Genomic DNA, 11,411 nt, shown 5'->3' on the forward strand with positions numbered 1-11,411 from the left:
TTCCCCTACTTTCCTTTGTTAGATTTGTTTCTTCTCTGCTTTCTTTTTATCTTTTCCATTTCGTAGCCCATTTTCTTTTTATAGCCCGGCTTCACTTTTTTCGGTTTTTTGACGAGGCGCTTCGCCATTTGGTCGGCCTCATTCTCCGATTTTTTGCGTTTTTTGCGGCGGTGGCGGTCATCGCCTTTCTTCCATTCGCCGTTTACAAGCTCCGCATAGTCAAACACAATACCCATCTTTTCGAGTCTTACGAGCGCATCTTCGTCAGAAAGCTCATAAATGGTCAGTGCTTGGCCTGATGAACCGGCGCGTGCGGTTCTTCCGACACGGTGAACATAAAAATCCAGATCGTCCGGAAGCTCATAGTTGATGACGTGGCTTACGCCTTTAATGTCAATTCCTCTTGCCGCAAGGTCTGTCGCAATGACATAAGTGAATTCCAGATCATTAATCTGCTTCATTACCTTCTTACGCTCACGCGGCGTTAATCCCCCGTGCAGAAGACCGATCCTCATACCCTTTTCAGTCAGGTATTTCGCAATATGGTCAGCCGTGTTTTTCGTATTTGCAAACACAATGCCCAGATAAGGGTTCAGATGAGACATCATATCAAAAAGCAGTTTGTCTTTATCACGCTGTTTAGAAGGAACCAAAACATGTTCAATCTTTTCGGCTGTGATTCTTTTCGGCTCAACATGCGCGTACTTCGGATTTTCCATATACTTTTTCAAAAACGGCTTCAGCTTTTCCGGAATCGTAGCTGAGAACACTAGCATCTGAAGTTCTTCCGGCATACGCGATCCGATGTAATCAACGTCTTCTAAAAAGCCCATGTCAAGCATCAGATCAGCTTCGTCAATGACGAGAGACTGCGCTTTATAGACGTTCAATGCCTGCGCCTTAATCAGATCCGCGATCCGGCCCGGCGTTCCGACGACGAGATGAGGCTGTGTTTTCAGCTTATCAATTGATTTTTGCTTGTCCGTCCCGCCGATGAAGCATTTTGTCCGGATCGGCTCATCTTCCGCACCCTGTGTGATTTTGAGCGCTTCCTGATGAATCTGATTGGCAAGCTCTCTCGTCGGCGCCGTGATAACAGCCTGTACCGTATCAGAACCCGGATCAATCCGATTCAAAATTGGAAATAAATAGGCGTGGGTTTTCCCCGTCCCCGTCTGGGACTGCCCGATCACGCTTTCGTTTTTCAGTACGGCAGGTATCAGACGCTTTTGAATATCTGTCGGTTCATAAAAACCAAGGCGGTGAACTGCATCTATAATAAACGGTTTTAAGTTGTATCCATCAAATTTAGTTTCTTTCATTTTTCCCAGCTCCTTAAAGCGGCACATTCTGTGTCCATCATCACATTATAACCGATTTTACTTAAAAACACCATGTCTCGGGGGAATCCTGTTTTCGAGACAGAAAAGCAAATGCCCCCTCCGATGCATATTGTAATAGCAGAGAGACAGAAAGGAGGTACAAGTATGTTTCCACAGCAGCCGATGAGAAATATGGCGCAGCAGGGCCGGCCGTTTATGAATCCGCGTATGATGATGGGAGGAAGACCGTCATTGCCGGGCCGGCAGCTGATGCAGCAGGGCCGGCAGCTTTTCCCTCAGCAGCAGATTGCCGGAGCGGGCCTGAGAAACGCAGGCACGGGCGGCGGAGGGGGCTTAAAAGGGATGCTTTCCCGTTTTTTACCCGGTTCAGGAGGAGGAAGCGCTGCCGCGTCGGCACCGGCGGCGGCCAGCGGAGGAGCAGGTGCAGGATTGCAGGGAATACAGAACCTGGCAAGTCCGGCATCCCTGTCGAGCATGCTCGGCAACGTTCAGAAGGTGCTCGGCGTGGCGCAGCAGGTTACGCCGATGATCCAGCAGTACGGTCCTTTAGTACGGAGTCTGCCCGCCATGATGAAGCTTTACAGCCAATTAAGCAGCAGTGATGACGAGAATGAATCTGACGAGACGAAAAAAACAGACGAACAGGACAAAAAGGATGAAGCTGAAAAAACAGATGAAACAGAAGATGAAAACAAATCAGACGCCTCATCCAAAACATCAAAGAAGACGTCTGAAAAAGCATCCGCTTCAAAAGAAAAAGACGCCGCACAGGCAGACTCAGCGGAACAGCCGCGTCCAAAAAGAACATCGGGCAGATCAAAGCCGAAATTATATATTTAACATTCTTTGATATCTCACGAAAGATTAGCTATAATGAGATCAGAAGAATGCAAGATTTGAGCCGTTTAACTACGGCTTTTTATATTGCCTCTACACTCACTTTTGATAGGAGGACATCTACATTGAACGTTATCAAAATATCGCCGCGCGGCTACTGTTACGGCGTTGTTGATGCCATGGTCATAGCTAAAAACGCGTCACTCGATAAAACACTGCCAAGACCTATATATATACTCGGAATGATTGTTCATAATAAGCATGTCACAGATGCGTTTGAGGAAGACGGCATTTACACGCTTGACGGCACAAACCGTCTGGAGATTTTAAAGCAGGTGGAAAAAGGAACCGTTATTTTCACGGCTCACGGGGTATCTCCGGAAGTAAGAAAAGTCGCTGAGGAAAAAGGGCTCGTTACGATTGACGCCACATGCCCGGACGTCACGAAAACACATGACTTAATCCGGAAAGTAAAAGCTGAAGGCTATCACGTCATATACATCGGCAAAAAAGGCCACCCCGAGCCTGAAGGAGCCGTCGGCGTCGCTCCTGAAATCGTTCATCTCGTTGAAACAGAGGAAGACGTGAGAAATCTCGATATTCAGGCTGAGAAATTAATCGTTACAAACCAAACGACAATGTCCCAGTGGGACGTCCACGATATTATGGAATCAGTCAAAGAAAAGTACCCGTACGTGGAATACCATCAGGAAATCTGCCTGGCCACACAGGTTCGTCAAGAAGCTGTATCAGAGCAGGCAAAAAAAGCGGACTTAACCATTGTTGTCGGTGATCCGAAAAGCAATAACTCCAACAGACTGGCGCAAGTGTCAGAAGAAATCGCCGGAACAAAAGCCTACCGAATCGGAGACATCAGTGAACTGAAGCTCGAATGGCTGAAAGACGTCAATACCGTCGCCATTACTGCAGGCGCATCAACACCGACACCGATTACAAAGGAAGTCATCCGCTTTTTAGAGCAGTTTGACCACAACGATGAATCGACATGGCAGCTTGAACACAGTGTGCCGCTTAAAAAAATCCTTCCGAAAGTAAAAATAAAAAACTGAGGCCCGGGGCCTCAGTTTTTTTATAAGAAGGTAAATGGGTTTGTATCTGTTTCGGAAGCGAAAATGCGCACGTCATAGTTTTTCTCTCCGGCCATTGCCGTAAGCTTCTCAGCCGTGCCTTTTCTCATGATCTTTTCAGCATAATGCCCAGGGTCCACAACGTTTAATCCCATCATCATCGCATCATGCGCTACATGGAAATAAAGATCGCCCGTCACGTAAACATCTGCACCCTTCCGCTTTGCCTGATAAATATATTTATTTCCGTCACCGCCAAGAACCGCGACTTTTTTCACCTTGCTGTTTCGCTCTCCGACCATCCGTACTCCGTTAACGTCAAACTTTTCTTTCACAAACAGCGCAAACTCTTCAAGCGTCATGTCTTGCTGAAGTTTTCCGATGCGGCCGAGCCCTTTTTCAAGCGGAGACTGCTCCACCGGATAAATATCATATGCCACTTCTTCATACGGATGGCTTTTTTTCAGCGCTTTTACGACGGTTCTCTCCATACTTGCCGGAAAAACGGTCTCAAGTCTCACTTCATGGACGAGCTCCAGTTCTCCCGTCTGTCCGATAAACGGTTCTGCCCCGTCCAGCGGCTTAAAGCTGCCGATTCCCTCAGAGGAGAACGCGCAATGGCTGTAATTGCCGATATGTCCCGCTCCGGCGTTGCCGAGTGCGGTTCTTACAGCTTCTTCATAGTCTTTCGGAACATATACGGCAAGCTTTTTCAGCGGGTCCGAGTATGTCGGGACGAGCACCTCTGTGTCTATCAGGCCGAGAGCTTCGGCAAGCAGGTCATTAACACCGCCGTCCGCTACATCAAGATTCGTATGAGCCGCATATACGGCAATATCATGCTTTATACATTTCTCAATCAGTCTTCCGCCAGGCTGATCAGTGGTGATCTGTTTAAGCGGCCGAAAAATCGGCGGATGGTGGGCGATAATTAAGTCAACTTTTTTCTCAATGGCTTCATCTACCGTTTGTTCCAGAACATCCAGTGTCACCATGACATTTTTCACCGGCTTATTCAATGTACCGATCTGCAGGCCGATTTTGTCTCCTTCCACCGCAAAAGCCTTCGGTGAAAATTGTTCAAACAGCTGGATGATTTCCTGTCCGTTCACATGTTTAGGCATGTCCGATTACCTCCTTCAGCAGAGAGATCCGCTCTTTCAATTCAGCTAATTTTTCATGATTTTCATCCTTTGCGCTGCGGCTGATCTGTTCATAAATTTGTTCAGTATGCTTAAGTTCCTGGCTCCATTTCCGAAGAAACACTTCATTCCTCTCTTTTAATAAAAACGGACCCGCAAGCATTCCGGCAGCCATCGGCACGTCCCGATAAGGCGTATCACGGTCGCCAGTTTCCGCAACGAGGATTTCATAACACTTTCCGTCTTCTTCGAGAATCACTTCATCAAGCAGTTCATAGCCTTCCTGATACAGCCACTCTCTTATATGAACGGCATGAATATTCGGCTGCAGAATCAGCCGTTCACGCCCCGTCAATTTCGTTTTTCCCGACTCCAAAATATGAGCGATCAGTGCTCCGCCCATGCCCGCGATTGTAATGGCGCCGGCTTCTCCTTTTTCAAGGACGCTCAGCCCGTCACCTTTCCTTACGGAGATAAGAGTGCTTAAGTCCAGTTTTTCCACCTGCTGTTTGGCGGATAGATACGGCCCGTCTGTAATTTCACCGGCGATTGCCCGGCTTGCCAAATGATTCAAAACGGCATAGCAAGGAAGATACGCGTGGTCCGACCCGATATCAGCAACCAGGGCACCCGGAGGGATATATTCCGCCACAGACTGCAATCTTTTAGATAGCTTCATTTCATTCACAATATCACAACTTTTCTCAGGTTCTTTTTCCTTTACTATCATATAAAAAAACCGCCCGGAATCCAAGCGGCGGATAGAGTTTTTCATATGTCTTTTATATAGGGACCGGTAAAGCTTTATTTAATCTCAGAAACCCATTTTGCCATGTCATCCAGCTTTTCGGCCGGCACAAGGCCCGCGGGCATCCCGTTGCCGCCTTTTTCAATTTTTGTTTTAATCTCAGCGACATCTTTTCTTTTGCCGACGCCTTTTAAGTTCGGCCCTGACACACCTTCATAGTTTTCCCCGTGACAGGTGATGCAGTTCGCTTTATAAATCTCTTCAGGTGAAGCGTTTGCAGTTTCCTTCTCGGCATTTTTGCTTTCACCGCCGCTTGCGATCTGATGCGCATCTCCGTTGCCTTTTACAGCTAAAAAGAAAGTCAGCCCTATTCCCAGCACTGCAATGAGCAAAAAAGGAATCAGCGGATTCCACTTCATATCTCCATCCCCCTTTTTCATTCTCCCCCTATGTAAACACTTCTAATTCTAACTTATTTTTACAAAAAGTAAATGGTCTTGCTCAGCAATTTCATTGATTTCACAATTTATACAAAAAGCAAAAATAACTGTTTTGTTTATCACAAAATTATCTTTATTCTATTGTATAATGAATTGTATACGCTTACAATAAAGAATATAAATAAACTTATCTCATTTTCCCCCTTTCAGGACATGCCGCATTTTTTCCGAACTCATTTGCAAAACATATGCTTATCCAGTAAAATAAAGGTATATTATCCATATATCTTATACATAAAAAAGAACGGATCAAAAAGACCCGTTCCATTCTATTCGAGAAAATCCTTCAGACGTTTGCTTCTGCTTGGATGTCTCAATTTGCGAAGCGCTTTTGCTTCAATTTGGCGAATACGCTCTCTCGTTACTCCAAACACTTTGCCGACTTCTTCCAAAGTTCTTGTGCGTCCGTCATCCAGACCGAAACGGAGACGCAGCACGTTTTCTTCACGATCTGTCAACGTATCCAGCACATCTTCCAGCTGTTCTTTTAAAAGCTCATATGCCGCATGATCCGACGGAGATGTCGCTTCCTGGTCTTCGATGAAGTCACCGAGATGTGAGTCGTCTTCTTCACCGATCGGCGTTTCTAAAGAAACAGGCTCTTGAGCAATTTTTAATATTTCACGGACTTTTTCAGGCGTAAGATCCATGTCTTCAGCAATCTCTTCCGGTGTCGGCTCTCTGCCAAGATCCTGAAGAAGCTGACGCTGCACCCGGATTAATTTGTTGATGGTTTCCACCATGTGAACCGGGATACGGATTGTTCTCGCCTGGTCAGCGATGGCGCGTGTAATCGCCTGTCTGATCCACCAAGTCGCATACGTACTGAATTTATATCCTTTACGGTAGTCAAACTTCTCGACGGCTTTCATGAGACCCATGTTTCCTTCTTGGATCAAGTCTAAGAAAAGCATGCCGCGGCCGACATACCGTTTAGCAATGCTGACAACTAAACGAAGGTTTGCTTCAGCCAGTCTGCGTTTAGATTCCTCGTCACCCTCTTCAATTTTTTGAGCGTAGGTGATTTCTTCTTTAGCAGAAAGAAGGTTTACCCGTCCGATTTCCTTAAGGTACATGCGGACTGGATCATTGATCTTTACGCCAGGCGGTACGCTGAGGTCATTAAGGTCAAATTCTTCTTCGGCTTTGGCAAGCTGTTGAATATTAGGATCTTCCGTTTCTTCATTTTCACTAATTAATTCAACACCTTGTTCTCCTAAAAATTCATAATACTCATCCATTTGGTCTGATTCAATTTCAAAGCTGGACATGCGTTCAGCAATTTCTTCATATGTTAAAACGCCACGTTTTTTTCCAGTTTCAGTAAGCTGCTCTTTTACCTGGTCTAATGTAAGTTCTGTTTCTGTTTCGTGGGTTTGTTTATCAGCCATTATGGATCCCTCCTTCCAAAGCTTGCAACGAATTCTAAAAGCGGTATGTTTCTTATCCGACCCGGAAGCCTTCTCTCTTTTTCAGCATGCAGGGCTGCGGATAATAAATGACAATTCATGATGAGGTTAAGCGATCTATTTGCTCCTCCGCAAGGAATCATTGCCAATCAGAACGCAAGCCTCTTTTTGGTGTTACTTTAATGATCGGTTCAATGCAACAATTTCTTGAGCCAGAGACGCAGCTTTCACGAAGTCTTTCTGCCTCTCCGCATCCGCTCTTTCTGCTTCTTTTTCCTTTATCATTGACCATTTTCGGTGATCCAACACTTTTTTTACGTAATCGGATAACTCGGCCTCTGAGAGCTCCTCGTTTACTTGGAGCATCCCTATATCTGAAAGCAGCTGGCTGATTTCCTCATCCTGCATTCTCGCCATAAGATGCTGCGGCGTCATGTCAGCACCCTCTTCATAAACAGCGTACAGGTATGCTGCCAGCGCACGATGTCCGTCAATGTTAAATTCAAAGCCGACACGCTCAATCACTTTCTTTATGACGTTTCGGTCTCTCAGCATATGAGCGAGCAGAAGTCTTTCCGCGTTCTCATAGGCGGGACGGAGACGGCGCCGTTTCGCTTTTGTCGTCACCCGGGCCCGTCTTGTCTGCGGTTCGGCGTTTTTGTCGCCGGGGGCGTTTTGTCTGGCGTAGATGGAAAGCTGTTCCGTCAAAGATTCTACCGAAAGAGAAAATTCCGAGGCGAGCCGCTTCACATACATTTCCTGCTCAAGCGACCCGGAAAGAGCGCTGATTTCTTTCAGCACTTCTTTCATGTAAGCGAGCCGGTCTCCTTCGTCAGATAAGTTTTTCCCTTTGCGGAAATATTGCATTTTAAAAGCCATGACCGTAACGCTTGCATCAATGATATCGGTCCGGAATTTTTCTCCGCCCCGGGTTCTGATATAATCATCAGGATCAAGCCCGTCAGGCAGCATGCTTACTCTTACCTTACAATCGGCTTTCTGGAGCAGGCCGGCCGCTTTCAGCGTAGCTTCGTACCCGGCTTTATCCGAATCGTAACAGAGAATGACCTCCTGAACATTTCTCCTGAGGATTTTCACATGTTCTTCGGTGAGCGACGTCCCCATTGTGGCGATACTTTCTTTTACGCCTGAGCTGACGGCGGATATGACGTCAGCGAAGCCTTCAAACAGAACGGCTCTCTCCTCTTTCCTGATCGGCAGGCGCGCCTTATGAAAGTTATACAGCAGCTTAGATTTATGAAACAGCGGCGTTTCCGGGCTGTTCATATATTTCGGCTGCTGGCTTCCGAGCGCCCTTCCTGAAAAAGCCGCCACGGCTCCGTGGTGATCATGAATGGGAAACATAATTCTGTTTCTGAAACGGTCAAAATACCCGCTGCCGTCTTCCCTTCTGATCAGCAGACCCGCTTTTTCCATCAGTTCTTCCTCAAAACCGCGCTTTTTCAAGAATTTCGTCATGAAATCCCAGGAATCCAGCGCGTAGCCGATTTCAAACTCATCTATGAGCTCTTTCGTAAAACCCCTTGATAAAAGGTAATCTAACGCTTCCTGGCCTTCCTTTGTATTTATTAGCAAATGATGGTAAAATTTCTTCAGAAGCTCGTGGGCTTCCGCCATCTTCTGCTCTCCGGAAGATTCCGGCCTGGATGCAGAGTGAATCGTTATATCATCAGGGAAATCAATCTGATATTTATCCGCAAGGTGAGAAACAGCTTCCGTAAATGAATAGCCTTCCATCTGCCGTAAGAAAGAGAAAACGTTCCCGCCCGCACCGCATCCGAAGCAATGAAAGATCTGCTTATCGCTGGAGACGGAAAACGAGGGCGTGTTTTCCCCGTGAAACGGACAGAGCCCAAAGTAGTTGCGGCCTTGCTTTTTCAATTGGACATAATCACCTATGACTTCAACAATGTCTGCTGACTGCTGCACCTGATTAACTACTTCATCTGGTATGCGGTTTCCCATCTTATAACACTCCGTCGTACATTATTCGATGTTTTGATTTGAAATCCCTTCATCATTCGACAGGATTTTTTTAAGCAGGGTAACAAATCGATTCCGATCTTCTTTATTTAATTTTTTAGGTCCTTTGGAATGAATGCCGCTTCTTCTCATTTTGCCTGACATATGACGGCTCATCAGAGCGAAGTCAATCGTGTCTTCAGTATAAGAACGGCCCCTTTCCGATAAGACGGCAATATTTCTGTTCAGCAAAAGAGAGGCTAAACCGATATCCTGCGTGACTACGACGTCTCCCGATCTCACATGGTTTGCGATATATAAATCCGCCGCTTCTTTATGAGGATCAACGTATACCCAGTTCTCGTCTTTGCTTCTGGAAAGCTGGTAGTGTTCAAATGATGCGACGAAAATAACCCGAACGCTGAATTGCGATGCAATGAGCATTATTTCCTCTTTTACGGGGCATGCGTCTGCATCGACAAAAATCGTCTTTTCTTTTTCATTTAGAAGACTAATTCTCCATCCCTCCATCAATCTCCTGCATAAAAACAAGCGAAATCGCATATGCTCCATGACTGCGGATCTATTTTGAGCTTTGTCGAAAAATTTCCGGGAGTTATTCTTGACATCTTACCCATAATAGTTTATTCGTATCACACGAAGCTTAAACCTAAAAATAAACATTTTATCACAATTTTTTATTATAATACAAACTTCGCGAAGATGCCATCCTTTTTGTTTATTCCCTATTTGCATACCCAAAAACCCAGGATAAAGCGTCCTGAGTTATCGGCCCTTTGTTTTGAGATGATGAATGATGTTCGCTGTTTCCTCGACCGCTTTATTCGAAACGTCAACGACTTGGCAGCCGATCCGGTCCACGATTTTCTCAAAATACTCCAGCTCTTCTTTAATTCTGTTGATATTGGCGTAAATGGCTTTGTCATTTAAGCCGAGAGATTTTAACCGTTCTTTTCGTATATGGTTCAGTTTATCAGGGCTGATCTTTAAGCCGATGCATTTTTTCGGATCAACGCTGAACAGTTCTTCCGGCGGATCGACCTCAGGAACGATCGGCACATTGGCCACTTTCAGACGCTTATGGGCAAGATATTGTGATAATGGGGTTTTAGACGTTCTGGATACTCCGAGCAGGATGATATCGGCTTTTAAAATGCCTCTTGGATCTCTGCCATCGTCATATTTGACGGCAAACTCGATCGCCTCGACCTTTTTGAAATAATCTTCATCAAGCTGGCGGACGCGGCCCGGTTCATATTTGGCGGTCAGACCGTAAGCCGATTCCATTTTATCGATGAGCGGACCGATAATATCGTAATACAGCACATTCGCTTTTTCCGCTTGTTCAACCAGGTATTTGCGTATTTCAGGAACAACGAGCGTAAAACAAATAATGCCGCCGTCCGCTTTGGCGAGAGACACGACTTCATTAATGGTGCCGATATCTTCCACATAAGGTATTCTTCTGATATGCGTATCATCAGCTGAGCCGTTAAACTGGCTGAGCGAGGCTTTTACAACGAGTTCGGCGGTTTCTCCGACTGAGTCTGATACTACATAAATGATGCGATTGTCCATGTTATCCCCCCGTTAGTTTTCAAGCTTATATGATTTCATTTTCTGATAAACTGACAAGTATCTTAGTCATATTCGTTTTGGTAAACCGGCCGATGACCTCAAAGCCTTTATCCGTATCTTTAATAACGGGCAGGGCATCGATCTGTTTTTCAATTAAATACTTGGCGATGTCCATCACATAATCGTCACGCCGGCAGACGGCGATATTCGGCATTCTTGTCATGATAATATGAACCGGTATTGAGGCAAGTTCCTGCTGGCCGATGCTCGCCCGCAGCAAATCTTTGCGTGACAGCACACCGACTAAGACAGCATCACGATCTACGACAAATAACGTGCCGACATCTTCTAAAAACATGGTGCAGATGGCATCGTATACCGAGACATTTTCATTGATGACAACAGGGATCGATTGAAAATCTTTCACTTGCAGCTTTTTCAGTTTATCCGCAAGCAGCTGATTTCCCGTTTTCCCCGTATAAAAATAACCGACCCGCGGACGGGCCTCTAAGAAGCCTGACATGGTGAGTATGGCCAAGTCCGGCCGCAGCGTGGCCCTCGTTAAATTGAGCTGTTCTGCGATATGCTCGCCGGTAATCGGGCCGTTTTCCTTTACAATCTGTAAAATTTGTTCTTGCCGTTTATTTAATTCGATCGTACTCACCACCTTTATGGAAGGGTTTCTTTATCTATGTTTTCATTCTGTGATGTTTATGTAAAAGGGGAAAAGACGATTGCCGATCACACAGCAACCGTCTTTTT

The 11,411-nt window shown here is 45.8% G+C and carries 11 protein-coding genes; 2 read left to right on the plus strand and 9 right to left on the minus strand.

Going from position 1 to position 11,411, the window contains the following annotated elements:
• Positions 1-5: 5 nt before the first annotated feature.
• Positions 6-1,322: a DEAD/DEAH box helicase gene (locus NYE50_RS13970; RefSeq protein ID WP_159354381.1), complete on the minus strand. Its 1,317-nt coding sequence runs from the start codon at positions 1,320-1,322 to the stop codon at positions 6-8.
• Positions 1,323-1,487: 165 nt separating this feature from the next.
• On the opposite strand from NYE50_RS13970, the gene vrrA reads away from it, so the two are divergent.
• Together vrrA and NYE50_RS13980 are read left to right on the plus strand one after the other, a co-directional pair.
• The gene (vrrA, locus tag NYE50_RS13975; protein ID WP_029973410.1) at positions 1,488-2,183 is read left to right on the plus strand and encodes a VrrA/YqfQ family protein; all 696 of its coding nucleotides are present in this window, start codon (positions 1,488-1,490) and stop codon (positions 2,181-2,183) included.
• Between the two features lie 122 nt (positions 2,184-2,305).
• Complete coding sequence (locus NYE50_RS13980; protein WP_029973409.1) at positions 2,306-3,250, plus strand: 4-hydroxy-3-methylbut-2-enyl diphosphate reductase; 945 nt, start codon at positions 2,306-2,308, stop codon at positions 3,248-3,250.
• Positions 3,251-3,270: 20 nt separating this feature from the next.
• Here NYE50_RS13980 and NYE50_RS13985 read toward each other — a convergent pair whose 3' ends face one another.
• The 8 genes from NYE50_RS13985 to ccpN form a co-directional block, all read right to left on the minus strand.
• The gene (locus NYE50_RS13985) at positions 3,271-4,392 is read right to left on the minus strand and encodes a Nif3-like dinuclear metal center hexameric protein (protein ID WP_029973408.1); all 1,122 of its coding nucleotides are present in this window, start codon (positions 4,390-4,392) and stop codon (positions 3,271-3,273) included.
• A complete protein-coding gene (locus NYE50_RS13990) occupies positions 4,385-5,098 on the minus strand; it encodes a tRNA (adenine(22)-N(1))-methyltransferase (protein ID WP_215522842.1) in 714 nt (237 codons plus the stop codon). The genes NYE50_RS13985 and NYE50_RS13990 overlap by 8 nt, the downstream gene beginning before the upstream one ends.
• A gap of 116 nt (positions 5,099-5,214) precedes the next feature.
• On the minus strand, positions 5,215-5,577 hold the full coding sequence (cccA, locus tag NYE50_RS13995) for a cytochrome c550 (protein ID WP_224988468.1): 363 nt from the start codon (positions 5,575-5,577) through the stop codon (positions 5,215-5,217).
• A 350-nt stretch (positions 5,578-5,927) separates the two neighbouring features.
• Positions 5,928-7,049: an RNA polymerase sigma factor RpoD gene (gene rpoD, locus NYE50_RS14000; RefSeq protein ID WP_003152998.1), complete on the minus strand. Its 1,122-nt coding sequence runs from the start codon at positions 7,047-7,049 to the stop codon at positions 5,928-5,930.
• Between the two features lie 192 nt (positions 7,050-7,241).
• Positions 7,242-9,053, minus strand: a complete 1,812-nt coding sequence (gene dnaG / locus NYE50_RS14005) for a DNA primase (protein ID WP_159354382.1) — start codon at positions 9,051-9,053, stop codon at positions 7,242-7,244.
• A 21-nt stretch (positions 9,054-9,074) separates the two neighbouring features.
• The gene (locus NYE50_RS14010) at positions 9,075-9,581 is read right to left on the minus strand and encodes a YaiI/YqxD family protein (protein ID WP_014418404.1); all 507 of its coding nucleotides are present in this window, start codon (positions 9,579-9,581) and stop codon (positions 9,075-9,077) included.
• Positions 9,582-9,836: 255 nt separating this feature from the next.
• The gene (locus NYE50_RS14015; RefSeq protein WP_017418169.1) at positions 9,837-10,649 is read right to left on the minus strand and encodes a pyruvate, water dikinase regulatory protein; all 813 of its coding nucleotides are present in this window, start codon (positions 10,647-10,649) and stop codon (positions 9,837-9,839) included.
• A gap of 25 nt (positions 10,650-10,674) precedes the next feature.
• Entirely contained in the window at positions 10,675-11,313 is a 639-nt protein-coding gene (gene ccpN / locus NYE50_RS14020; protein ID WP_003152989.1) for a transcriptional regulator CcpN, read from the minus strand.
• Positions 11,314-11,411: the final 98 nt, after the last annotated feature.

Source organism: Bacillus sp. EU55, assembly GCF_038005925.1.
Lineage (GTDB): Bacteria > Bacillota > Bacilli > Bacillales > Bacillaceae > Bacillus > Bacillus velezensis.

Bases quoted from the DNA above. Each gene is read 5' to 3' on its own strand.
- NYE50_RS14015 (WP_017418169.1), bottom strand. From the start codon at position 10,649: ATGGACAATCGCATCATTTATGTAGTATCAGACTCAGTCGGAGAAACC.
- NYE50_RS13970 (WP_159354381.1), bottom strand. From the start codon at position 1,322: ATGAAAGAAACTAAATTTGATGGATACAACTTAAAACCGTTTATTATA.
- NYE50_RS14010 (WP_014418404.1), bottom strand. From the start codon at position 9,581: ATGGAGGGATGGAGAATTAGTCTTCTAAATGAAAAAGAAAAGACGATT.
- vrrA (WP_029973410.1), top strand. From the start codon at position 1,488: ATGTTTCCACAGCAGCCGATGAGAAATATGGCGCAGCAGGGCCGGCCG.
- dnaG (WP_159354382.1), bottom strand. From the start codon at position 9,053: ATGGGAAACCGCATACCAGATGAAGTAGTTAATCAGGTGCAGCAGTCA.
- NYE50_RS13985 (WP_029973408.1), bottom strand. From the start codon at position 4,392: ATGCCTAAACATGTGAACGGACAGGAAATCATCCAGCTGTTTGAACAA.
- rpoD (WP_003152998.1), bottom strand. From the start codon at position 7,049: ATGGCTGATAAACAAACCCACGAAACAGAAACAGAACTTACATTAGAC.
- cccA (WP_224988468.1), bottom strand. From the start codon at position 5,577: ATGAAGTGGAATCCGCTGATTCCTTTTTTGCTCATTGCAGTGCTGGGA.